Genomic DNA, 23,175 nt, shown 5'->3' with positions numbered 1-23,175 from the left:
CCCATACCGATTCCCTTTGTAGGAGCGAGCCTGCTCGCGATGGCGGCCTTACATTCAACTTATTTGTCGACTGTCAGACCGCTATCGCGAGCAGGCTCGCTCCTACAGGGGTGGTGTTTTGGTTTTAGGTTTTCATGCCCCCCACCCGGCCCCAATCACCGCCGCCTGCACCAGCGGATGCAACTCCGCACCCTTATGCTCGGTCTGCCACTCCAACAATTCCCTGCGCATACTCGGTGCCCAGAACAACTGCAGATGATTGCGCACACTGAGCACCGCCTGTTCCTGGTCCGGTTGGCTGGCGAAGTACTGGGCGATCTGGTTGGCCATCTTGATCAAATTGGCTGTGCTCATCGGCGTACCTCCGCTTTATCGCCCCGTGCCTGTCGGCGGTCCTTGAGCAGGCGATCCTGTTCGTCGCTGAAGGCCTGGTAGCGTTTTTGCCACTCGGAAGGGTGATAGACGCGGCTGACTTCCACGGCCGTGACCTTGTATTCCGGGCAGTTGGTGGCCCAGTCGGAGTTGTCGGTGGTGATCACGTTGGCCCCCGATTCCGGGAAGTGGAAGGTGGTGTACACCACCCCCGGTGCCACCCGTTCGGTGACTCGCGCGCGTAGTACGGTCTGCCCGGCGCGGCTGCCTATGCCGACCCAATCCCCCTCGTTGATGCCACGGCTCTCGGCGTCGGTCGGGTGGATTTCCAGGCGGTCCTCATTATGCCAGGCGACGTTGTCGGTGCGCCGGGTTTGGGCGCCGACGTTGTACTGGCTGAGGATCCGTCCGGTGGTCAGCAGCAGTGGATAACGGGCGTTGACCTTCTCTTCGGTCGGCACGTAACCGGTGAGCATAAAGCGCCCCTTGCCACGCACGAACTCCTCGATGTGCATGGTCGGCGTGCCGTCCGGTGCCTCGGCGTTGCACGGCCATTGCAGGCTGCCGTGACGCTCCAGTTCGGCGTAACTCACGTTGGTGAAAGTCGGCGTCAGGCGGGCGATTTCATCCATGATTTCCGATGGATGTTGGTAATCCATCCGATAGCCCAGGGCGTTGGCCAGGGCCACGGTGCCTTCCCAGTCGGCTTTGCCGCCCAGCGGCTCCATCACCTTGCGCACCCGCGAGATACGCCGTTCGGCGTTGGTAAAGGTGCCGTCTTTTTCCAGGAATGAGCTGCCCGGCAGGAACACGTGGGCGAACTTCGCGGTTTCGTTGAGGAAAATATCCTGCACCACCACGCATTCCATGGCCGACAGGGCGGCGGTGACGTGCTGGGTATTCGGGTCGCTCTGGGCGATGTCCTCGCCCTGGCAGTACAGGCCTTTGAAGCTGCCAGCCAGTGCCGACTCGAACATGTTGGGGATGCGCAGGCCGGGCTCGGGTTGCAGGGTGACGTTCCACGCCTGTTCGAACTCGGTGCGCACGGCGACGTTGGAGATGTGCCGGTAGCCGGGCAATTCGTGCGGGAATGAGCCCATGTCGCACGAGCCCTGCACGTTGTTTTGCCCACGCAACGGGTTGACGCCCACACCTTCGCGACCGATGTTGCCTGTGGCCATGGCGAGGTTGGCGATGCCCATCACTGAGGTGCTGCCCTGGCTGTGTTCGGTGACGCCCAGGCCGTAGTAGATCGCCGCGTTGCCGCCGGTGGCATACAGCCGGGCAGCGGCGCGGATGTCTGGCGCAGGCACACCGCAGATCGGGCCGATCACTTCCGGGGAATTTTCCGCACGGCTGACAAATTCGCTCCAGCGCGCAAAGTCATCGCCTTCGCAACGGGCGTCGATAAAGGCCTGGTCCTGCAAGCCTTCGGTGATGATGGTGTGGGCCAGGGCGTTGAGCATGGCGACGTTGGTCCCGGGACGCAGGGCCAGGTGTAGTTCGGCGCGGGCGTGCACGCCGTCGACCAGATCGATGCGCCGTGGGTCGATGACGATCAGACGCGCGCCTTCACGCAGGCGGCGTTTGAGTTGCGAGGCGAACACCGGGTGCGCGTCGCTGGGGTTGGCGCCCATCACCAGCACCACGTCGGCCTGCATCACCGAGTCGAAGCTCTGGGTGCCGGCGGATTCGCCGAGGGTCTGTTTCAGGCCATAGCCGGTGGGTGAATGGCAGACCCGCGCACAGGTGTCGACGTTGTTATTGCCGAAGGCGGCGCGCACCAGTTTTTGCACCAGGTAGGTTTCTTCGTTGGTGCAGCGGCTGGAGGTGATCCCGCCGATCGAGTCGCGACCGTATTTCTGCTGCAAACGGCGCATTTCGCTGGCGGCATAGGTCACCGCTTCGTCCCAGCTGACTTCCTGCCACGGGTCGCTGATGTGCTTGCGAATCATCGGTTTGGTGATGCGATCCGGGTGGGTGGCGTAGCCCCAGGCAAAGCGTCCTTTGACGCAAGAGTGGCCGTGGTTGGCCTGGCCGTTCTTGTCCGGGACCATGCGCACCAGTTGATCGCCCTTCATCTCGGCGCGGAACGAGCAGCCGACACCGCAGTAGGCGCAGGTGGTGATCACCGAACGCTCGGGCTGACCGAGTTCGACCACGCTTTTTTCCATCAGGGTCGCGGTCGGGCAGGCCTGTACGCAGGCGCCGCAGGACACGCACTCGGAGTCGAGGAAATCCTCGCCACCGGCCGCCGAAATCCGCGATTCAAAACCGCGCCCGGTAACGGTCAGGGCGAAGGTGCCCTGGGTTTCTTCGCAAGCGCGTACGCAGCGGTTGCAGACGATGCACTTGCTCGGGTCGTAATCGAAATAAGGGTTGGAGGTGTCCTTGACGTCGGCCAGGTGATTGTCGCCTTCGTAGCCGTAACGCACCTCGCGCAGGCCGACCTGGCCGGCCACGGTTTGCAGCTCGCAGTTGCCGTTGGCCGAGCAGGTCAGGCAGTCCAGCGGGTGATCGGAGATGTACAACTCCATCACGTTGCGGCGCAGGGTCGCCAGCTTCGGCGTCTGCGTGTGTACGGTCATGCCTTCGGTGACCGGCGTCGTGCAGGACGCCGGGTAGCCGCGCATTCCCTCGATCTCCACCAGGCACATGCGGCACGAGCCGAAGGCTTCCAGGCTGTCGGTGGCGCAGAGCTTGGGAATGGTGGTGCCCATCAGCGCCGCAGCGCGCATCACCGAGGTGCCTTCGGGCACGCTGATGCTGCGGCCATCGATGTTCAGGGTGATCTGCACCTGGCTGTCGCGAGCCGGCGTGCCTAGATCCATGTCGGTTTTCGGATCGAATACAGTGATCATTGCTCGGCCTCCGAGGCGTGCACACCGAAGTCGGCGGGGAAGTGCTTGAGGGCGCTGGCGACGGGGAAGGACACCATGCCGCCCAGGGCACAGAGCGAACCGTATTGCAGGGTGTCGCAGAGGTCCTTGAGGATGACCACCTGCTGATCGCGAGCGCTTTGTTCAGGCGCGGCCAGCAGCCGGTCGATGACCTCGACGCCACGAGTCGAGCCGATCCGGCACGGGGTGCATTTGCCGCAGGATTCCTCGGCGCAGAACTGCATGGCAAAGCGCGCCATTTGCGCCATGTCGAGGCTATCGTCCGCCACCACCACACCGCCGTGGCCGAGCATCGCGCCGATGGCGGCGAAGGCTTCGTAATCCAGCGGCGTGTCGAACTGCGACGGCGGCACCCAGGCACCCAACGGGCCGCCCACTTGCGCGGCCTTCAGCGGCCGACCACTGGCGGTGCCGCCGCCATAGTCTTCCACCAGTTCGCGCAGGGTCAGGCCAAACGCGCGCTCCACCAGACCACCTTGGCGCACATTGCCCGCCAACTGGAACGGCATGGTGCCCAGGGAACGGCCCATTCCGTAGTCGCGATAAAACGGCGCGCCCTTGGCCAGAATCAGCGGCACCGAAGCCAGGGTCAGCACGTTGTGCACCAGCGTCGGCTGGCCGAACAGGCCCTTGAGTGCCGGAATCGGCGGCTTGGCGCGCACATAGCCGCGCTTGCCCTCCAGCGAATCCAGCAGCGCGGTTTCTTCGCCGCAAATATAGGCACCGGCCCCGACCCGTACTTCCAGATCGAAGGCCTGGCCGCTGCCGCCGACATTCGCGCCCAGATAACCGGCCTCACGCGCCAGGTTCAGCGCCTGACGCAACGTGGCCACGGCATCCGGGTATTCCGAACGCACATAGATATAGCCGAAGGTGGCGCCGGTGCAGAGACCGGCAATGGCCATGCCTTCGATCAGCAGGAAGGGGTCGCCTTCCATCAACATGCGGTCGGCGAAGGTGCCGGAGTCGCCCTCGTCGGCGTTGCAAACGATGTACTTCTGTTCGGCCTGGGCAGCGCGCACCGTGCGCCATTTGATCCCGGCGGGGAAAGCCGCGCCGCCACGGCCACGCAGGCCGGAGTCGAACACCTCGGTGGCGGTCTGTTCACCACCGAGGTTGACGGCCCTGGTTAAACCTTCGAAACCGCCGTGGGCCCGGTAATCGTCCAGCGACAGCGGCCGGGTGATACCGGCGCGGGCGAACAGCAGGCGTTGTTGAGTCTTCAGATAGGGCAATGCTTCTACTAGGCCGAGGGCGAGTGGATGCTGGGAAGACGGATCTTGCAGCGCATCGAGCACTGACGGCACATCGGCAGCGGTCAGCGGGCCAAAGCCGATTCGACCTTGCGGGCTTTCCACCTCCAACAAGGGCTCCAGCCAATACAGACCACGGGAACTGGTGCGCTGCAGCTCCAGCGGCAGATTGCGTGCTCTGGCCTGAGTGATCAGCGCCACAGCCACCTCATCGGCACCCACGGCACGGGCCAGGGAATCAGTCGGCAAATACAGAGTCGGCATCACGCGTCCTCCCGGCAAGCATCAAGCAGGGCATCCAGGCGCTCGGCACTCAACCGCGCATGTACCCGGCCATCCAGCTCCAACGCCGGCGAACAGGCACAGGCACCCAGGCAATACACCGGGCGCAAACTGATGCTGCCATCGGCACTGCTGCCGTGGTCATCCAGTTGCAGACGCTCGCGCAACTGCGCCGCCAACTGCTCGGCGCCACGGCTCTTGCACGACTCGGCGCGGCACAAACGCAGAATATGCCGGGCCGGCGGCGCGGTACGGAAGTCATGGTAAAAACTGATCACCCCGCGCACCTCGGCCTGACTCTGGTTCAGCGCATGGGCAATCTCGGGGACAGCGGCATCGGGGATATAGCCAATGCGTTCTTGAATGTCATGAAGCAGCGGCAACAATGCCCCCGGAGTGCCCGCATGGCGCTCCAGCAGACTGTTAACCACGGGCAGGTGCAAACTCTCATCAGGCATTGCGCAATCCTCACGGTCACGGACACACCAGAAGGTCGTCGGTTGTCCGAAAGTGTCGGCTGCGGCACTCACGCCACGTCACGGCATCGTGGCAAATTCAGGCCGTTGGCCAGGGCACCCTGAGCGGGCATCTTGTTGTGCCCGGCGCGGTCTTCGCCGCGCCTCTGTTGGGCATAAAAAGCAGCTTGCCACGGGGCTTTTAATTCATCGGCATGAAAGCGACGTGTTTGGTTCTGCTTGCGACTATGGGGTAAGTCTAGATGAGTGGTGGGAGGGGTGGTCAGGCATTGGTCAGATGGCTATATAGCAAGCCTGACGGGTGAGAAGAAGCATCAGAACAGTGGGCAATTTTACGGATCAGATCCGCCGATCCCGGGGGTGTCAGAAATTTTGTGTTCGGGCATAACATGAGTAAGAGGTGCATGTATGCCAACCAAAAAGAAATCTGAGCGCCAACCGGTGCGGGAGCTGCCGAAGCTTCCAAAGGAACTGCTGGATCAACTCCCTCAAACACTGATGACCGCTGAGGCGATCGAAGAGGCTTCTGCGGCCTTCAAGAAAGCGCTGATTGAACGCGCCCTAAATGCCGAGCTTGGCCACCATTTGGGTTATCCATCGGGCGCGCAGCGCCCGGAGGACGAAACCAACCAGCGCAACGGCAAGAGCGGCAAGACGGTGCTCACCGGCGATGGCCCGATACGCCTGGATATTCCGCGCGACCGCAACGGCAGTTTCTCGCCGATTCTGATCCCCAAGCATGAGCGCCGTTATACCGGTTTCGATGACAAGATCATCGCCATGTACGCCCGTGGAATGACGGTCAGAGAGATTCGTGCGTTTCTTTCTGAGCAGTACAGCACGGACGTCTCGCCCGATTTCATCAGCTCTGTGACCGACGAGGTCATGGAAGAGATTGGCGCGTGGCAACAGCGCCCGCTGGAGCCGATGTACCCGGTCATTTTCTTTGATGCGCTACGGGTGAAGATCCGCGAAGAAGGCTTGGTACGCAACAAGGCCATTTACCTGGCGTTGGGTGTTTTACCCGACGGGACGCGCGATATCCTGGGCATCTGGATCGAGAACACCGAGGGTGCGAAGTTCTGGATGAAGGTGTTCAACGACCTCAAAACGCGAGGCGTCGAGGACGTGCTGATTGCCGTGACCGATGGCCTCAAGGGCATGCCAGAGGCCCTCAGCGCAGTGTTTCCAGAAACAACACTGCAGACATGCATTGTGCATCTGATTCGCAACAGCCTGGACTACGCGGCTTGGGACAAGCGTCGAGCACTGGCCAAGGCGCTGAAGCCGATTTATCAGGCCATCAACGCAGAAGCGGCTGAGCAGGCCTTGGATGAGTTTGAAAACGGGCCTTGGGGCAAACAGTATCCAACGGTCGTGGCCGCCTGGAGACGCGCTTGGGATCGAGTGATTCCATTCTTTGTTTTCCCGCCCGCCATCCGGAAGGTGATCTATACCACCAACGCGATTGAGAGCATCAATGCTCAGCTACGTAAGATCATAAAGACCCGTGGCCACTTCCCGAACGACGATGCAGCGACCAAACTGATCTGGTTGGGGCTACGAAACATCACGGCAAACTGGGGCTCAGCGGCCCATGACTGGAAAAGTGCGATGAATCAATTTGCGATTCTTTACGGAGATCGGTTCATCAGGCCGACCTGGTGAAAATCAGGGCCTGCCTGACGGCAGGCCATTACCGGCCCGCACACAAAAAATCTGACAGTCCCTACGGATCAGATCCGCCGATCCCGGGTTGCATACGCTCCCTTGTGGGAGCCAGCCTGCTGGCGATGGGCCGGTCCAGCCACCCCAAATGTCGCGAATGCCGCCGGGGCCAAAAAATGCCCGACAGCTCACCGTCGTTCACTTCACTGTGGGAGCGGGCTTGCCCGCGATGACGCCAGCTCATCCACCCCCACAGCCCTCAGCCTTTAACCCCGATCCTGCCCCAACACCTTCACCGCATCATCCACCAACGCCTTCCCCATCCCCATCAAATAATGCGCCGCCCAGGCATGCCGATCCGAATCCCGGGCATACGACGCATCCTCCGAAAGCAACTTCGCCAAATGCAGAAAATCCGACGCCATGGATAACGCATCGCTCAACGGCACGTCGCGAGCGACATGAAATAGTGCTTGGTCTGCATAGTGGAGGGCCGGGGTCAGGCCGATGGTTTTGAGTTCAGAGTGTTCAGTCATTGGCCATCTCCGAGGAGGGAGAGGCAATGGGGGAGGGGGTTGTGCGATTGGGTGCTTCGTAGAGACGAAAACCAAACTTCAGACGAACTGATGCTACTCATTATCCAACTCCTTGATATGAGGAGCTGCCACGTTCGTTTCCACACGAATGGGTGACAGCTGTGCGCAGGGTGGAAAACCGGGAATCAAGGAAACCGGCACGTCCGAAGACGTCCCACGCACAGCCGCCATAACTCACGCCGCAGGCATAAAAAAAGCGCCGGCAGACGTGATGGGGGCGCTGTTGCGCCTTGAATTACACGGGTTTCCACGCCCGGTCGCTGAATTGGCAGCGACGGTGGGGAGAGTATCGTGTGGATCTCTGTCCCGCAACCTCCGATACAAACTCGACCAAATTGTGAAATGTCCAAAATGCCCTAGGGCGCGAAGTGATGGTCACATTTCGAACTTCCGCAACTGAAAAGTAGAAGACTAATACAGCCATTGGCTCCCAATCCGTTTTGGGAGACCTGGCCTATTAGCTAGATTGTAATTTGTTGACTATGCCCTAGCCGACCACTGGGGCATATATGTAATTATCTAATGAATCGTACTCGTCTCCTGTCATAAGATTGAGCTGACGCACCCTCCGACCATATTTTAGATATTTATAAATAAAATATTTAGCCACCTTGTCTTCGTGTGTGGAAAGCACTATTTGTCGATCGGGAAATTCATTGCGCAATAGTTCGACTAATGACGACATGTTGATATCATCCATGGTTTGCACCGGATCGTCGATCAGAATTGGAGAGAATTCTTTAGCGTAGATCTTGTTTAAGGCAAGAGTTAATGAAATAACTACTGCCGATATTTGCCCTGAGCTCATGGTGTTCAGTACGTCATGATCACGCTGGTAATTCGACACTAATCGGACGTTTTTAAGTTCATCTCCGCCGGTGGGGTCTTTAAGGAAAACGCCCTGCCCAATTCCGGATTGGTGTGACTGTAATATTTTCCCTGAGTAGATATAAAACGGAATTTCGATGTCGCCAATCAGCTTCTTTTTGTATTGACGAATTTTTTTAAGCAATTTCACAGTAATTTCGGCTAGTTTTTGTTCTACATCCTCCAGCCTTTTAGCGTTATCGGTATGAGTTGCGATATCTTTTAGTACAAGCTGGAATGAAGAATGAAAGCAAGACTCTAGATATTTCCTCTTTTGCTCAACGCTTTCTTCATTTATTGAGAATAGGTTGTCGTTGCGATTGACAAAATACTCTCTGAACATCCGATCAAAGGCATCGCCTTCGTTTGCGACTTGGTACTCAAGTGAAGCGAGCGGAGTATTCTCATGTATTCGACGCATCATTTCCTCAAGACTTGAGGCAAGCCTTTCAGCATCCACCTGATGAGACAATGGCGGAAGCATTATGTCGTCGACCCTGAAGGCGCAAGTGCTTAACCAGGCATAAAATTTATTTAAACGTTCTCTGGTGAGGTCGGCTTTTTTCAAAGAAGCCATCACGTCATCTGGAAGAACTGGATTCTTAACGCGAAACTCTACAATCTGGGAAATTACTGGGTCAATAAAACGAGTTTTTATGTTATTTGCCAGTGTCAGAATTGACACATCCTGATCAGATAAAAGCTTTGAAAAGTCACTGATACGAACTAAAGCTGCAGCCTCGAGTTCATCGTGGTTTTGGTGAGGCTTGCCACAAAACAGGCATCTAGACTCTTCAGGTAATGAGGCTAGGGAGTTACTCAGTTCTTTATGCTGTGCAACGATTTTTCGGTAAATTGCTTTGAGTCCAGAGCTAGTCCTGTGAAGGTCATTTATTGTATCTTGATCTTTTTGAAACTGTTCAAAGTCCTGTCGCCCTAATAGATCGAAAATATGGAGTAGGTTATCCGGAATGTCGCCACCAACCAAGGCGGCATGGCATCTTTCAAGCACCTTATCTGTCGATCTTTTTTCTTCAAGATTCTGGATGTGATCTAGAGAGTTGTAAAAGCAAATATAGTCTGACGTGAGGTCAGGTGATCGGTAGGCTCTTAAGTAGGGAAGAGAGCCAATATAAAAATCTCGATTCTTAACAAATTCCAGCATCACATCAAGCTCGCTGGAAAAAGATGAAAATTTTGACTGATTGAATGCTTCAAATTCCGGCAAATCCCATTCTGGAGATTTAGAACTCTCTAGCAACCAAGGTAACAGGTACCGGTGCTCGACTTCACCAAATTTGGTTGTATGCCTAGCGCTGTCAATGTTGTGGCTCTTTTTTAATAGCTCGGCTTTTTGAAGCTGTATTGTACGCTGGGAGGCAAGCCGCTTTTCAGTATTTTTCAGGCGTGTGTATTTAGCTTCTGCGGCGGCGGTATCACCAAAAAGCTGAGATATTTCAGTAGCTCGTGCAGTTTCACTATTTGACTTCAAAAATGAAGCCGCTTCCTCTTGCTGAACATAATGGAATAGATGAAAGTCTCTGGTGAAGTTATTGTTTTTAAGGATTCTGTCTACGTCAGTTTGCTTTGCAGGCCTCCAATCAGCTCCGTCTCTGATAAATACATCCCAAAGCTCGGGGAAGCGAGATATCTTTTGTGCGCCTGTAGGTATTGGGGATTTAAGTTTGCGCCTGAACGATAATAGATCTTCTGGTGAGCGTGAAAGCACTACATCAATTAGGACATCTGATCTAGGGTCAAAAGCAACAACAACATCATCAGGGGTCTGACGACCATCCGTACTGATGAAACGTTTAATTGTTCCGGAGAGAGCCAATTCAATGGCATCGAAAACCGACGTTTTTCCATATCCATTGGGTCCGTCTAGAAGCATCAGATCACTATCATTGAAGTTGATCCGATAAATGTCACTGCCAAATACTTTGAAGTTGGTAAATTCTATGCTCGACAGCCTTATCATTAGGTTGTCCTCTTCAGGAATTCTGACATTAATTCCTCATCATCAAGATTCTCATCAATCCTTAGCGAAAACTCATACAAATCCAATTCGCTTGCAGACAGATTGGCAGTTAAAGACGAGTCCAGGTCAAATAGTCGCTTTGGATCATGCAGATATGTTACAAAAGGTATCTTTATAAATATCTTAAGTAAAAGTGAGTAGTAATTCTCAAGTTCGGCGGATTTTTCTTTAAATCTTTGAAAATATGCCCCGTCGCCTTGGCTGACCAATTCATTTAACTGTGCAAGTGTAAAGTCGCTGTTTTTTGCCTGTAGATCAGAGAGTTCTTTCGAGCTATAGGAAATTACATTTTTTTTGAAATTGTATCGATCCTCTTCCAGCTGAAATACTTGCTTGTTGGTGATGGCAAGCTCAGGCCAGCAGATTATCATTGTACAATTTTTAGAGAACACCCTGTCTACCTTCGGATTTTCTCGAACTTTAAGATGTAAGCCATCCGCCCACTCGGAAAGCAATTCGTCGGCATGACGGTTCATGGCATTCGGGTGTTCTACAATCAGATAGTATTCGGCCTTGTTCTCGGCTTCTTTAGGCTTGAAAAGCTTTGTTATCAATTCGCCATAGCTGTGCTCGAAATGTACAGCCTCATACCCGTTATTCAAAAAAACTTTATCGATAATATTAATCAGCATTAAGTTCGTCCATGGCTTGCTCAATTGGTATTAGCCGTAGATTACTAAAATAATCGTCGCGTGGCTCTTCCTCTTCCATGTTGGCCGACGGTGGTGCCGTGGTATGCGTGGCTGCTTGTTCATACAGTGACATCCTCTGGGGCCCGCCATAGATCATATGGTTAACTTCATATAGATCCTCGACTATCCGAGTGTTGGCCCTGAGCTTCTTGGCAATGTTGGTAGGCGACCGATCATTTATAGTTGTTGGCAGATAATAATTCGCAAGGTTAGTGAGTGATCGATACACTAGCTTATTGCGGGCTGCATCATTTTCACAGTACGTACAATCTATGGCATTAAAAATCCTTAGCAGTACGTCTGTTACGCCGGTTTCATTGACCGCAAGAGCTTGTTCGATATTTGTTAGTGAATCAAATTTAACGGATGGCGAGAAGTTTTTGTAATAACTGAAGAGGCTATCAGGATCGGCATTCAATAACGTATATCGGATCTGGGAGAGGTTGCACACAAACCCTTCTAAATCTTCGGGGGTTGAGTAGTAGTCGGGATTGTTCACAAACTCATCAAAGAGGCGGAAAAAACGTTCTTTGAATTTGATAGCCAAATATTGACTGCTTACATCTGCATAGTCTGAATCCAAAATCGTGACAATGTCTGGTAAGTCGATATGTAAAAGCTCAGATGCTTGCTTTTGCAGGTGTCGTTTCGTCACGTATACATCTATCATTTCAAGTAGGTTGTGAAAGCCGCTATCGATCTGCTTTGTAGTATTCACTCCTCCTCTTATGGTAAGAATTTCTTGAAGTTTCGACTTGATTAGGTTGTTTATATCATCAATGCTGCAGTATGCTCTTCCGTTATACATATAGCTTTGTATTCTGGATAATGCTAAAGACGGATTAGTCACGATAGCTTGTAGCGCCTCATAAACTTTTTCCGCTGTTAGTCTATCAAATGCCTGCTTAATTATTTTCGCCGTTTTATTTCTATCTGGCGCAACGTTAACCGCTTTGAAAATCGTGCTCGACGCCGGAGTAGTGTCATGTTCAGTTATCAGTTCCCTGATAAAATCTTCGATGGCTTGTTGCAGGTTCTTACCCGTCGGAAGATTTATCGACTTCCAGGTGTGTATATAGCCTAGCGGGCCTGGTTGATTGTATAAGTTTAGTGCAAGCCCAAAGAGCGCCTCGTCATATGAACTAAAACTTTGTTTTTCGTAGGCTTTAACTTGGTGAAAGGACACCAGTTCACCATTTACAAATAATTCAAAGTCCTCGTTGTTCTCCAAGACAATTGAGTCTCCGTGGAATGTGTGTGCAGCATCTGCTCTAAGCTTTTCACTTATGTGACAAAGTACATGATGAAGCGCAAGCTTGCCTTGGTAGTTGTATCCACTCCAAGAGGGGGTCGCGTCGTGGATCATGCTTGCAGTTCCTTTTTAAGAATTCCGCGTCCAGCTTTCTTCAGTGAATATTTCTTTCTGTCTAAACGCCCAGAAGTTCGTGCGGCTGAGCGGTGAGTTGCACAATGCCATCATGCAGATATTTTGGCGAGGCTGACTGCTGGAAATCTGCATCCTCCAACACCTCATATCTCATTTATAGCCTACCGCCGGCTTATCCATAACCGATATTGATCACTGATACTAATTTGTAGGCAGGGCTGCCGTTGGGTCAACAATCACGCCGCACCTCAGCGACGACGCGGGGTAGCAGTACATCAATGCTTCCTGCATGACTGGAAAGGGGGACAAATTTATGGCGAAAGGGGACGGAAAAACGGAAAAGGGGGCAGGATTTGATATTGGAAAAAATGGACAGTAGCGCCGGCGGCGTTCCACTATCAGACGCACCAGCTTTTTAAGCCACCCGCCTTATTCATTGAATGTCTTTCAGATAATCCTTGAGCGCGATGAGCGGGGCATGAAGCTGTTCCATCGCCCGAATCCCGGCAAAATGCCCCGCCAACCTCCCCAACTCCCGCCCCAACGGCTTCCCACACCCCCCCCAACAGCCTCCAACGCCAACCCCACTCACCCACCTTCACCTGAATCCCCTCAACATCCCCCCGCCGAACCAGCAACTCAAACACATCCCGCTGGTAATCCCCCATCACCAAGTCATCCCGCAAAATCGGGCTTGAACCTTCCGACTCATAAGCCAGCTTGAGGGAGAAGAGGGCGGCGGTTTCCAGGTGCAATTCCATGGGGGGAATCCTTGTGAAACGTTCCGGCGGTGCGGGTGGCGTTGAGGCATTGAAGGGCAGATCAAGAGCATCGCTGGCAAGCCAGCTCCCACAGGGGGGGGGGGCTTTTCTGTGGGCGAAAAAAAAGGCCTTGCTTTCGCAAGACCTTTTTCAATTTTGGTGCCCCGAGGGAGACTCGAACTCCCACTCCTTTCGAAAACGGATTTTGAATCCGCCGCGTCTACCAATTCCGCCATCAGGGCAATGGCCGCGGAGTATAGAGAGGTGATTACCGTCGGTCAATCAGGTACATAGAGAATTTTTGATATTTCCGCTAGACTTCCCGGCCCTGCTAGACGACACCCCATCATGCGCGTTGCTGACTTTACTTTCGACCTTCCTGATTCGCTGATCGCTCGCCACCCGTTGGCCGAGCGGCGCGGCAGTCGCCTGTTGACTCTCGATGGAGTCAGCGGCGCCCTGGCTCACCGTCAATTCACTGATTTGCTCGAGCATTTGCGCCCGGGCGATTTGATGGTGTTCAACAATACCCGGGTGATTCCGGCGCGGCTGTTTGGCCAGAAGGCTTCCGGCGGCAAGCTGGAAATCCTGGTGGAGCGGGTGCTCGACAGTCACCGCGTGCTGGCCCATGTGCGCTCCAGCAAGTCGCCGAAGCCGGGGTCGAAGATCCTCATCGATGGCGGTGGTGAGGCCGAGATGCTGGCGCGCCATGATGCGCTGTTCGAACTGGGCTTTGCCGAGGAAGTGCTGCCGCTGCTCGACCGCGTTGGGCACATGCCGCTGCCTCCTTATATAGACCGCCCGGACGAAGGTTCGGACCGCGAGCGTTATCAGACGGTGTATGCCGAGCGCCTGGGCGCGGTGGCGGCGCCGACGGCGGGGCTGCATTTCGACCAGCCGTTGCTCGAGGCGATTGCCGCCAAGGGCGTCGAGACCGCGTTCGTGACCCTGCACGTCGGCGCGGGCACCTTCCAGCCGGTGCGCGTGGAGAAGATCGAAGATCACCACATGCACAGCGAATGGCTGGAAGTCGGCCAGGACGTGGTGGATGCGGTTGCCGCCTGCCGTGCGCGCGGCGGTCGTGTGGTCGCAGTAGGCACCACCAGCGTGCGTTCCCTGGAAAGCGCCGCGCGCGATGGCGTGCTCAAGCCGTTCAGTGGCGACACCGATATCTTTATCTACCCGGGCCGGCCGTTCCATGTGGTCGATGCCCTGGTCACCAACTTCCATTTGCCCGAATCCACGCTGTTGATGCTGGTTTCGGCGTTTGCCGGTTATCCGCAGACCATGGCGGCCTACAAAGCCGCGGTCGACAACGGATACCGTTTTTTCAGCTACGGTGATGCGATGTTCATTACCCGTAATCCTGCGCCGACTGCCCCTAAAGAAGCGGGCCCAGAGGAAACAGTATGAGTCGCGAATGTCGTATGTCGTTTGAATTGCTGGCCACCGACGGCAAGGCCCGTCGCGGTCGCCTGACGTTCCCCCGTGGCACCGTCGAGACCCCGGCCTTCATGCCGGTGGGCACCTACGGCACGGTCAAGGGCATGCTGCCACGGGATATCGAGGCCACTGGCGCCGAGATCATTCTGGGCAACACCTTCCACCTGTGGCTGCGCCCGGGCACGGAAGTGATCAAGAAGCATGGCGACCTGCACGATTTCATGCAGTGGAAAGGCCCGATCCTGACCGACTCCGGCGGTTTCCAGGTGTTCAGCCTGGGCGCCATGCGCAAGATCAAGGAGGAGGGCGTGACCTTCGCCTCGCCAGTCGATGGCGCGAAAGTGTTCATGGGCCCGGAAGAGTCGATGCAGGTGCAGCGCGACCTCGGCTCCGACATTGTGATGATTTTCGACGAATGCACGCCGTACCCGGCGGATGAAGACGTCGCGCGGATTTCCATGGAGTTGTCCCTGCGTTGGGCCCAGCGCTCGAAAAACGCCCATGGCGACAACACGGCGGCGCTGTTCGGCATCGTTCAGGGCGGCATGCACCAGGACCTGCGCATGCGCTCCCTGGAAGGCCTCGACAAGATCGGCTTCGATGGCCTGGCCATTGGCGGTTTGTCGGTGGGCGAGCCCAAGCACGAGATGATCAAGGTGCTGGATTACCTGCCGGGCCAGATGCCGGCTGACAAACCTCGTTACCTTATGGGTGTTGGCAAGCCGGAAGACTTGGTTGAGGGTGTGCGCCGCGGGGTGGACATGTTCGATTGCGTGATGCCAACCCGTAATGCCCGCAATGGGCACCTGTTCATTGATACTGGTGTGCTGAAGATCCGTAACGCGTTCCATCGCCATGATGATTCGCCGCTCGATCCGACCTGCGATTGCTATACCTGCCAGAACTTCTCCCGCGCTTATCTGCATCACCTGGACAAGTGCGGCGAAATGCTGGGGAGCATGCTCAATACCATCCATAACTTGCGCCATTATCAAGTGCTTATGGCTGGTTTGCGCGAGGCTATTCAACAGGGTACATTGGCCGCCTTTGTCGATGCCTTCTATGCCAAGCGCGGCTTGCCTGTTCCGCCCTTGGACTGAGTTTCAAACGTTTAAGACCCTAATTCAGCAACTGGAGTGCTAAATGAGCTTTTTTATCTCGAACGCGATGGCAGATGCCGCTGCACCTGCTGCCGGCCCTGCTGGCACTGGTTTTGAGTGGATTTTCCTGGTTGGCTTCCTGGTCATCTTCTATCTGATGATCTGGCGTCCACAGGCCAAGCGCGCCAAAGAGCAGAAGAATCTGCTGGGCAGCTTGCAGAAGGGTGACGAAGTGGTAACTACTGGCGGCATCGCCGGCAAGATCACCAAAGTAGCGGATGATTTCGTGGTTCTCGAAGTTTCTGACTCGGTAGAGCTGAAGTTCCAGAAAGGCGCCATCGCTGCCACGCTGCCAAAAGGCACGCTGAAAGCGATCTAAGTTTCATCTTCTACCAATCGACGGGGCGCGCAAGGCGCCCCGCGTCATAAGCGGGCGGCGTGATGCTGAACAAATACCCTCTGTGGAAATACGTACTGATCCTGGCGGTGCTGGCGATCGGTCTGATTTATTCCGCTCCCAATCTTTACCCTGATGACCCGGCCATTCAGGTCAGCGGTGCAAGCACTGCGCTGCAGGTCAATCAGGCGGATCTGGATCGTGTGAGCAAAGCGCTCAACGATGCCGGGATCAACGTCAAGGCGGCCACCCTGGCAGCCAACGGCAAGGGCGGCCTGATTCGTCTGACCAAGCAGGAAGACCAACTTCCGGCCAAGGACGTCGTGCGCAAGGCTCTGGGTGATGACTATGTCGTTGCACTGAACCTGGCACAAACCACTCCGCAATGGCTGCGCAGCCTCGGCGCGCACCCGATGAAGCTGGGTCTGGACTTGTCCGGTGGCGTGCACTTCCTGCTCGAAGTCGACATGGACAAAGCCATCGACGCGCGCATGAAAGTCTACGAAGGCGACGTCAAGAGCCTGTTGCGCAAAGAGCGTCTGCGCTATCGCAGCCTGCCGCAACTCAACGGTGCCATTCAGCTGGGCTTCACTGATGAAGCGGCCCGCGAACAAGCCCGTAGCCTGATCCGCAAGAGCTTCAACGATTTCGACATTGTTCCCGCCGACCTCAATGGTCAGCCGGTACTGCGTCTGGCGATGACCCCGGCCAAGCTGGCGGAAATCCGTGAATACTCCATCAAGCAGAACTTGACCACGGTCCGTAACCGCGTCAACGAGCTGGGTGTTGCCGAGCCTATCGTTCAGCGTCAGGGTGCCAACCGCATCGTGGTTGAGCTGCCAGGCGTGCAGGACACTGCCGAAGCCAAGCGTATCCTCGGCAAGACGGCCAACCTTGAGTTCCGTCTGGCCGCTGAGCCGGGCGCATCCAAAGCCACTTCCGAGATGTTCGAGTTCCGCGAGGGCAAGCGTCCTCCTGCGCAAATCGAGCGTGGCCTGATCATCACTGGCGACCAGGTGACTGACGCCAAGGCTGGTTTCGGTGAGCACGGCACGCCGGAGGTGAACATTCGCCTGGACGGTCATGGCGGCGAGCTGATGAACCGTGCGACCCGTTCCAACGTGGGTCGCAGCATGGCGGTAATCTTCATCGAGCAGCGTCCGGTGACCACCTACGTCAAGCAGGTAGTCGACGGTGTCGAGAAAGACGTGGCGGTGCAGACCTTCAAGGAAGAGAAGAAAATCATCAGCCTGGCGACCATTCAGTCGCCGCTCGGTGCGCAGTTCCGCATCACCGGCCTGAACGGCCAAGGCGAGTCCTCGGAACTGGCCCTGCTGCTGCGTGCCGGTGGTCTGGCGGCGCCGATGTACTTCGCTGAAGAGCGCACCATTGGTCCAAGCCTGGGTGCTGACAACATCACCAAGGGTATCGATGCGTCGCTGTGGGGCATGCTGTTCGTCTCGCTGTTCATCATCGCCATCTACCGCTTCTTCGGCTTGATCGCCACCGTGGCGCTGGGCGTGAACATGGTGCTGCTGCTGGCCCTGATGTCGCTGCTGGGGGCTACCCTGACCCTGCCGGGTATCGCCGGTATCGTCTTGACCATGGGTATGGCGGTCGACGCCAACGTGCTGATCTTCTCGCGGATTCGTGAGGAAATCGCCGCCGGCATGACCGTACAACGGGCAATCAACGAAGGTTTCGGGCGCGCATTCACTGCGATTCTCGACGCCAACCTGACCACCTTGCTGGTGGGCGGGATTCTGTTTGCCATGGGTACAGGTCCGGTCAAGGGCTTCGCCGTGACCATGTCCCTCGGGGTGCTGACCTCGATGTTCACGGCCATCATGGTTACCCGCGCGATGGTCAACTTGATCTTCGGCGGTCGTGACTTCAAGAAGTTGTGGATTTAAGGGGCTGCCATGTTACGTACAATCAACTTCATGGGCGTTCGCAACGTTGCGTTCGGCATCACACTGCTGCTGACCCTGCTGGCGATGTTCAGCGTTGCCACCAAAGGCATGAACTACGGCCTGGACTTCACCGGCGGTACGCTGATCGAGCTGACTTATGAGCGTCCGGCCGATGTGACCAAGGTGCGCGAGCAGCTGGTGAGCTCGGGTTATCACGAAGCCGTGGTGCAGAGCTTCGGCGCGACCACCGACCTGCTGGTGCGGATGCCGGGTGAAGACCCGCAACTGGGCCACCAGGTGGCAGAGGCGCTGCAGAAAGTCGGCGGCGACAACCCGGCCGTGGTCAAGCGCGTCGAGTTCGTTGGTCCGCAGGTCGGTGAAGAGCTGCGCGACCAGGGCGGCCTCGGCATGCTGATGGCGCTGGGGGGCATCCTGATCTACCTGGCGTTTCGCTTTCAGTGGAAATTCGCGGTCGGCGCCATTGTGTCGCTGGTCCACGACGTGATCGTGACCGTCGGTATCCTGTCGTTCTTCCAGATCACCTTCGACCTGACGGTGTTGGCGGCGGTACTGGCGATCATCGGTTACTCGCTGAACGACACAATCGTGGTATTCGACCGGGTGCGTGAGAACTTCCGCGTGTTGCGCAAGGCGACGCTGATCGAGAACCTCAATATCTCGACCACCCAGACCCTGCTGCGGACCATCGCGACCTCGGTTTCGACCTTGCTGGCGATTGCTGCGCTGCTGATCTTCGGTGGCGACAACCTGTGGGGCTTCTCGGTGGCGCTGCTGGTGGGTGTATTGGCGGGTACTTACTCGTCGATCTACATCGCCAACGTGGTGCTGATCTGGCTGAACCTGAGCAGCGAGGACCTGATCCCTCCTGCCAATACCGAGAAGGAAGTGGACGACCGTCCTTAAGACGTTTTCCCACCTGGTAGTACCCAAAAAGGCGCGAGTATTGAACTCGCGCCTTTTTTTATGCTCCAAGGCTGGGAGAAGCGCGGGCATGCCCGCATGTGATGGTCAGGAGGTTCATGTGAACAAGTCGTTGCTGGTTGGTGCGGTATTGGGTGCTGTCGGTGTGACTGCCGGGGGTGCTGTTGCCACCTACAGCCTGGTGAAAAGCGGCCCTGAGTATGCGCAAGTGCTGGCGGTCGAGCCGGTCAAGACACAGATCAAAACGCCACGTGAGGTGTGCAAGGACGTGACCGTGACCCGCCAGGCGCCGGTCAAGGATCAGCATCAGATTGCCGGTACGGTGGTTGGTGCACTGGCGGGTGGCCTGCTGGGTAACCAGATCGGCGGCGGCACCGGCAAGAAAATTGCCACCGTGGCCGGTGCGGTAGGCGGCGGTTACGCCGGTAACAAGGTGCAGGAAGGCATGCAGGAGCGTGACACCTACACCACCACTCAGACCCGTTGCAACACGGTCAATGACATCAGCGACAAGGTCGTAGGCTACGACGTGCGTTATTCGCTTGATGGCAAGGAAGGCAAGGTGCGCATGGATCGTGATCCGGGCAACCAGATTCCGGTGGATAAAGAGGGTCGGTTGATCCTGTCGGAGAATCAGCAGCGTCAGTGATGCGCTGATCGTCGATGGTCAAAAAAGCACCTTTCGGGGTGCTTTTTTATGTTCGCAAGAACACCGCAAGACCCACAAGTGATGGGAATGACGGGCATAAAAAAAGCACCCCGCAGGGTGCTTTCTCTGTCGTTGGAAGCTTAGCGCTTCAGCGAGGCTGGCAGGTGCGGCTGGATGGCCGTCAGGACTGCCTTGAAGCATTTGGTGTTGCCGGCAACGATGTGGCCTTTTTCGAGGAAGTCATGGCCGCCGGTGAAGTCGCTCACCAGGCCGCCTGCTTCCTGAATTAGCAGGGCGCCAGCAGCCATGTCCCACTCGGACAGACCCGATTCCCAGAAGGCGTCGAAACGGCCGGCGGCGACGTAGGCCAGGTCCAGGCTCGCGGCGCCGGCGCGGCGGATGCCGGCGGTCTGGCCAACCAGGGCGCGGAACATGCCCAGGTAGTTGTCGAGGTTGTCCATCTGGTCGTCACGGAACGGGAAGCCGGTACCCAGCAGGGCGCCGTCCAGGCTGGTGCGACCGCTGACGCGCAGGCGACGGCCGTTCAGTTGGGCGCCGCGACCACGGCTGGCGGTGAATTCTTCCTGGCGAACCGGATCGAGGACCACGGCGTGTTCCAGGCGACCACGGTATTTGCAGGCGATGCTGACGGCAAAGTGCGGGATGCCGCGCAGGAAGTTGGTGGTACCGTCCAGTGGGTCGATGATCCACAGGTACTCTTCGCCTTCGATGCCGGTGCCAGCGTGCATACCAGTCTCTTCACCCAGGATCGAGTGGTTCGGGTAAGCCTTACGCAGGGCGTCGACGATTTTCTGTTCGGCGGCACGATCCACTTCGGACACGTAGTCCTTGGCGTCTTTTTCATCGACCTTGATGGTATCCAGGCGCTCGATGGAGCGGAAAATCAATTCACTGGCGCTGCGGGCGGCGCGCAGCGCGATATTCAGCATGGGCTGCATGGATGTGTCACCTAAGGTTGTTAAAGAAAGCCGAGCATTCTAGCAGAAAGTTTCTACAGATGAACGACGACGTTCGCTTTCGTAGCTTAACTTTAGGATGAACTGTAAGATTTGCCGCCTAAATTCCCTGTCAGAGAGCGCCTCCCTTGCTGCAGAACATTCGTGTCGTCCTGGTCAATACCAGTCATCCGGGCAATATCGGTGGGGCTGCGCGTGCCATGAAGAACATGGGGCTGTCGCGGCTGGTGCTGGTCGAACCACGGGTTTTCCCTCATCACGAAGCCGACGCACGGGCTTCGGGCGCGGGCGATATCCTCGAAAACGCGCAAGTGGTGGCCACCCTCGAAGATGCGCTGGTGGGCTGCAACCTGGTGCTCGGCACCAGCGCCCGTGACCGGCGCATCCCCTGGCCGCTGCTGGATCCGCGCGAATGCGGGACCAAGGTGGTGGAAGAAGCCGCGCAGGACGCGCAGATCGCCCTGGTGTTCGGTCGTGAAGATTCCGGCCTGACCAATGAAGAGCTGCAGCGATGTCATTATCACGTGCACATTCCCTCGGACCCTGAGTTCAGTTCGCTGAACCTGGGTGCCGCGGTGCAGGTGCTGGCCTATGAAGTGCGCATGGCCTGGTTGGCGGCACAAGGCCAGCCGAGCAAGGTCGAGAAGGAAGAGGTGGCGTCCACCAAGAGTGCCGAGCTGGCGACCATGGATGAGCTGGAGCGCTTTTATGAGCACCTCGAGCAGACCCTGGTGGCGATCGAGTTCCTCAATCCGGAACAGCCCCGGCACTTGATGGCGCGCCTGCGTCGCTTGTACGGTCGAAGCTCGGTCAGCCGGGCGGAAATGAACATTTTGCGTGGCATCCTCACGGAAACCCAGAAAGCGGCCCGTGGCGAGCTCCCTAAACGGAAGGAATAATGATGTTCGAGCGTTTGCGTGAAGATATCCAGAGCGTTTTCCACCGTGATCCGGCGGCACGTAATGCGTTCGAGGTGCTGACCTGCTACCCGGGCATGCACGCGATCTGGATTCATCGCCTGTCGGCGGCGCTGTGGGGGCGGAACTGGAAGTGGCTGGCGCGGCTGGTGTCGAACTTCGGTCGCTGGCTGACCGGGATCGAAATCCATCCGGGCGCCAAGGTTGGCCGGCGCTTCTTCATTGACCACGGCATGGGCATCGTCATTGGTGAAACCGCCGAGATCGGCGACGACGTCACCCTTTACCAGGGTGTGACCCTCGGCGGCACCAGCTGGAACAAGGGCAAGCGGCATCCGACCCTCGGCGATGGCGTGGTGGTTGGCGCCGGTGCGAAAGTGCTCGGTCCGTTCACTGTCGGTGCCGGGGCCAAGGTCGGCTCCAACGCGGTGGTGACCAAGGAAGTTCCGCCGGGTGCGACCGTCGTCGGTATCCCAGGGCGGATCATTATCAAGCCCGATCATGAGCTGGACGCCCGGCGCAAGGCGATGGCCGAGAAGATCGGCTTCGATGCCTACGGCGTCAGCGAAGACATGCCAGACCCGGTGGCGCGCGCCATCGGTCAGTTGCTCGATCACCTGCAGGCAGTGGATGGGCGCCTGGAGGGGATGTGCGGTGCGCTGAAGGATCTGGGCAGTAATTACTGTGCCAAAGACCTGCCGCAGCTGCGTGAAGAAGACTTTGCGTGTGTGAAGGACAAGGATCAGAGTCAGGCCAGTTAAATCGGGTTGGCCGCATCGCGAGCGGGCTCGCTCCCACAGTTGAAATGTAATCTTCTGTGGGAGCGAGCCTGCTCGCGAAGAACGATCACGCGGTACCGCTGGCCGATTGCAACCAGTCTTTGCTACAATTCGCGCGCTGTTTTACGGGTAATCCTGACTAAAGTACTAGGTCTTATAGTTGACTTAAATACTCGGGAATCGCATACTCGTCCCCATCTCGAAACTCCGCGGTAATTGTCCATGCGACTCACTACTAAAGGCCGATACGCTGTCACCGCCATGCTTGACCTGGCGTTGCATGCGCAGCATGGCCCTGTGTCCCTGGCTGACATCTCCGAGCGCCAAGGCATTTCCCTGTCCTACCTCGAACAACTCTTCGCCAAATTGCGCCGCAGCAACCTGGTGTCCAGCGTTCGTGGTCCTGGCGGCGGCTACCAGCTGTCGCGTGACATGCAGGGGATTCAGGTCGCCCAGGTGATCGACGCGGTTAACGAATCGGTTGACGCTACCAAGTGCCAGGGTCTAGGCGATTGCCATGGCGGCGATACCTGCCTGACCCACCACCTGTGGTGTGATCTGAGCCTGCAAATCCACGAATTTCTCAGCGGTATCAGCTTGGCTGATCTTGTCACCCGCCGTGAGGTGCAAGAAGTAGCCCAGCGTCAGGACCAGCGTCGTTGCAACAGCAAGGCGCCGCGTCTGGACAAGATTGAAGCGTCCGCCGTCGAATGACAGCCAAAGAGCTAGCGGCACGCCAGCCAGCCTGATTTAGGAGATAGTC

General features: G+C 56.8%; 19 protein-coding genes, 1 tRNA gene and 1 pseudogene. 10 read left to right on the top strand and 11 right to left on the bottom strand.

The window, feature by feature from the left end:
• Window positions 1-132 precede the first annotated feature (132 nt).
• Genes KW062_RS24075 through KW062_RS24060 form a run of 4 tightly spaced genes read right to left on the bottom strand, consistent with a single transcriptional unit; the run spans window position 133 to window position 5,265 of the window.
• Window positions 133-354, bottom strand: a complete 222-nt coding sequence (locus KW062_RS24075; RefSeq protein WP_027619624.1) for a formate dehydrogenase subunit delta — start codon at window positions 352-354, stop codon at window positions 133-135.
• Window positions 351-3,233, bottom strand: coding sequence for a formate dehydrogenase subunit alpha (gene fdhF / locus KW062_RS24070; protein WP_105754770.1), 2,883 nt, complete (start codon window positions 3,231-3,233; stop codon window positions 351-353). Before fdhF ends, KW062_RS24075 begins: the two co-directional genes overlap by 4 nt.
• Entirely contained in the window at window positions 3,230-4,789 is a 1,560-nt protein-coding gene (locus KW062_RS24065) for a formate dehydrogenase beta subunit (protein ID WP_105754769.1), read from the bottom strand. The genes fdhF and KW062_RS24065 overlap by 4 nt, the downstream gene beginning before the upstream one ends.
• Window positions 4,789-5,265: a formate dehydrogenase subunit gamma gene (locus KW062_RS24060; RefSeq protein ID WP_027619627.1), complete on the bottom strand. Its 477-nt coding sequence runs from the start codon at window positions 5,263-5,265 to the stop codon at window positions 4,789-4,791. The genes KW062_RS24065 and KW062_RS24060 overlap by 1 nt, the downstream gene beginning before the upstream one ends.
• A gap of 426 nt (window positions 5,266-5,691) precedes the next feature.
• On the opposite strand from KW062_RS24060, the gene KW062_RS24055 reads away from it, so the two are divergent.
• Complete coding sequence (locus tag KW062_RS24055; protein ID WP_105756142.1) at window positions 5,692-6,951, top strand: IS256 family transposase; 1,260 nt, start codon at window positions 5,692-5,694, stop codon at window positions 6,949-6,951.
• Between the two features lie 266 nt (window positions 6,952-7,217).
• Here the strand turns inward: KW062_RS24055 and KW062_RS24050 are convergent, their stop codons facing one another.
• From KW062_RS24050 to KW062_RS24025, 6 genes and pseudogenes are all read right to left on the bottom strand, one after another.
• On the bottom strand, window positions 7,218-7,487 hold the full coding sequence (locus tag KW062_RS24050) for a DUF3077 domain-containing protein (protein ID WP_105756115.1): 270 nt from the start codon (window positions 7,485-7,487) through the stop codon (window positions 7,218-7,220).
• A gap of 547 nt (window positions 7,488-8,034) precedes the next feature.
• Window positions 8,035-10,395, bottom strand: a complete 2,361-nt coding sequence (locus tag KW062_RS24045) for an AAA family ATPase (RefSeq protein WP_105756114.1) — start codon at window positions 10,393-10,395, stop codon at window positions 8,035-8,037.
• Complete coding sequence (locus KW062_RS24040) at window positions 10,395-11,087, bottom strand: ABC-three component system middle component 1 (protein ID WP_105756113.1); 693 nt, start codon at window positions 11,085-11,087, stop codon at window positions 10,395-10,397. The genes KW062_RS24045 and KW062_RS24040 overlap by 1 nt, the downstream gene beginning before the upstream one ends.
• A complete protein-coding gene (locus tag KW062_RS24035) occupies window positions 11,077-12,513 on the bottom strand; it encodes an ABC-three component system protein (protein WP_105756112.1) in 1,437 nt (478 codons plus the stop codon). The genes KW062_RS24040 and KW062_RS24035 overlap by 11 nt, the downstream gene beginning before the upstream one ends.
• Window positions 12,514-12,967: 454 nt before the next feature.
• Window positions 12,968-13,295: pseudogene (locus tag KW062_RS24030) on the bottom strand (hypothetical protein).
• Between the two features lie 157 nt (window positions 13,296-13,452).
• Window positions 13,453-13,537 (bottom strand) — tRNA-Leu (locus KW062_RS24025).
• A gap of 106 nt (window positions 13,538-13,643) precedes the next feature.
• Between KW062_RS24025 and queA the strand changes: the two genes are divergently transcribed.
• From queA to KW062_RS23995, 6 genes are all read left to right on the top strand, one after another.
• Window positions 13,644-14,708: a tRNA preQ1(34) S-adenosylmethionine ribosyltransferase-isomerase QueA gene (queA, locus tag KW062_RS24020; protein WP_105755911.1), complete on the top strand. Its 1,065-nt coding sequence runs from the start codon at window positions 13,644-13,646 to the stop codon at window positions 14,706-14,708.
• A gap of 14 nt (window positions 14,709-14,722) precedes the next feature.
• Window positions 14,723-15,838, top strand: coding sequence for a tRNA guanosine(34) transglycosylase Tgt (tgt, locus tag KW062_RS24015; protein WP_175645524.1), 1,116 nt, complete (start codon window positions 14,723-14,725; stop codon window positions 15,836-15,838).
• A 43-nt stretch (window positions 15,839-15,881) separates the two neighbouring features.
• Complete coding sequence (gene yajC / locus KW062_RS24010; protein WP_027619646.1) at window positions 15,882-16,217, top strand: preprotein translocase subunit YajC; 336 nt, start codon at window positions 15,882-15,884, stop codon at window positions 16,215-16,217.
• 62 nt (window positions 16,218-16,279) lie between these two features.
• Entirely contained in the window at window positions 16,280-18,148 is a 1,869-nt protein-coding gene (secD, locus tag KW062_RS24005; RefSeq protein ID WP_105755910.1) for a protein translocase subunit SecD, read from the top strand.
• Window positions 18,149-18,157: 9 nt separating this feature from the next.
• Window positions 18,158-19,072 carry a protein translocase subunit SecF gene (gene secF, locus KW062_RS24000; protein ID WP_027619648.1) on the top strand — a complete coding sequence of 305 codons (915 nt, stop codon included), beginning with the start codon at window positions 18,158-18,160 and terminating at the stop codon, window positions 19,070-19,072.
• A 118-nt stretch (window positions 19,073-19,190) separates the two neighbouring features.
• Window positions 19,191-19,739, top strand: coding sequence for a glycine zipper 2TM domain-containing protein (locus tag KW062_RS23995; protein WP_027619649.1), 549 nt, complete (start codon window positions 19,191-19,193; stop codon window positions 19,737-19,739).
• Window positions 19,740-19,879: 140 nt separating this feature from the next.
• Here KW062_RS23995 and suhB read toward each other — a convergent pair whose 3' ends face one another.
• Window positions 19,880-20,698: a type III secretion system regulator SuhB gene (suhB, locus tag KW062_RS23990; RefSeq protein ID WP_003185165.1), complete on the bottom strand. Its 819-nt coding sequence runs from the start codon at window positions 20,696-20,698 to the stop codon at window positions 19,880-19,882.
• A 146-nt stretch (window positions 20,699-20,844) separates the two neighbouring features.
• Here suhB and trmJ point away from each other — a divergent pair, with 146 nt between their 5' ends.
• The 3 genes from trmJ (at window position 20,845) to iscR (ending at window position 23,126) form a co-directional block, all read left to right on the top strand.
• Entirely contained in the window at window positions 20,845-21,615 is a 771-nt protein-coding gene (trmJ, locus tag KW062_RS23985) for a tRNA (cytosine(32)/uridine(32)-2'-O)-methyltransferase TrmJ (RefSeq protein ID WP_027619651.1), read from the top strand.
• A gap of 2 nt (window positions 21,616-21,617) precedes the next feature.
• Window positions 21,618-22,394, top strand: a complete 777-nt coding sequence (gene cysE, locus KW062_RS23980) for a serine O-acetyltransferase (RefSeq protein ID WP_027619652.1) — start codon at window positions 21,618-21,620, stop codon at window positions 22,392-22,394.
• Window positions 22,395-22,634: 240 nt separating this feature from the next.
• On the top strand, window positions 22,635-23,126 hold the full coding sequence (iscR, locus tag KW062_RS23975) for a Fe-S cluster assembly transcriptional regulator IscR (protein ID WP_027619653.1): 492 nt from the start codon (window positions 22,635-22,637) through the stop codon (window positions 23,124-23,126).
• Window positions 23,127-23,175 lie beyond the last annotated feature (49 nt).

Origin of the sequence: Pseudomonas fluorescens, assembly GCF_019212185.1 — a bacterium.
In the GTDB taxonomy this organism is placed as follows: domain Bacteria; phylum Pseudomonadota; class Gammaproteobacteria; order Pseudomonadales; family Pseudomonadaceae; genus Aquipseudomonas.
The sequence above is the reverse complement of the archived record's forward strand: the minus strand, read 5'-3'. Positions and strand labels throughout refer to the sequence as shown.

Coding starts and splice junctions, on each gene's coding strand:
- tgt (WP_175645524.1), top strand. CDS start 14,723: ATGTCGTTTGAATTGCTGGCCACCGACGGCAAGGCCCGTCGCGGTCGC.
- KW062_RS24065 (WP_105754769.1), bottom strand. CDS start 4,789: ATGCCGACTCTGTATTTGCCGACTGATTCCCTGGCCCGTGCCGTGGGT.
- suhB (WP_003185165.1), bottom strand. CDS start 20,698: ATGCAGCCCATGCTGAATATCGCGCTGCGCGCCGCCCGCAGCGCCAGT.
- fdhF (WP_105754770.1), bottom strand. CDS start 3,233: ATGATCACTGTATTCGATCCGAAAACCGACATGGATCTAGGCACGCCG.
- KW062_RS24045 (WP_105756114.1), bottom strand. CDS start 10,395: ATGATAAGGCTGTCGAGCATAGAATTTACCAACTTCAAAGTATTTGGC.
- KW062_RS24075 (WP_027619624.1), bottom strand. CDS start 354: ATGAGCACAGCCAATTTGATCAAGATGGCCAACCAGATCGCCCAGTAC.
- KW062_RS24060 (WP_027619627.1), bottom strand. CDS start 5,265: ATGCCTGATGAGAGTTTGCACCTGCCCGTGGTTAACAGTCTGCTGGAG.
- cysE (WP_027619652.1), top strand. CDS start 21,618: ATGTTCGAGCGTTTGCGTGAAGATATCCAGAGCGTTTTCCACCGTGAT.
- yajC (WP_027619646.1), top strand. CDS start 15,882: ATGAGCTTTTTTATCTCGAACGCGATGGCAGATGCCGCTGCACCTGCT.
- queA (WP_105755911.1), top strand. CDS start 13,644: ATGCGCGTTGCTGACTTTACTTTCGACCTTCCTGATTCGCTGATCGCT.
- secD (WP_105755910.1), top strand. CDS start 16,280: ATGCTGAACAAATACCCTCTGTGGAAATACGTACTGATCCTGGCGGTG.
- KW062_RS24040 (WP_105756113.1), bottom strand. CDS start 11,087: ATGCTGATTAATATTATCGATAAAGTTTTTTTGAATAACGGGTATGAG.
- KW062_RS24055 (WP_105756142.1), top strand. CDS start 5,692: ATGCCAACCAAAAAGAAATCTGAGCGCCAACCGGTGCGGGAGCTGCCG.
- KW062_RS24050 (WP_105756115.1), bottom strand. CDS start 7,487: ATGACTGAACACTCTGAACTCAAAACCATCGGCCTGACCCCGGCCCTC.
- secF (WP_027619648.1), top strand. CDS start 18,158: ATGTTACGTACAATCAACTTCATGGGCGTTCGCAACGTTGCGTTCGGC.
- iscR (WP_027619653.1), top strand. CDS start 22,635: ATGCGACTCACTACTAAAGGCCGATACGCTGTCACCGCCATGCTTGAC.
- KW062_RS24035 (WP_105756112.1), bottom strand. CDS start 12,513: ATGATCCACGACGCGACCCCCTCTTGGAGTGGATACAACTACCAAGGC.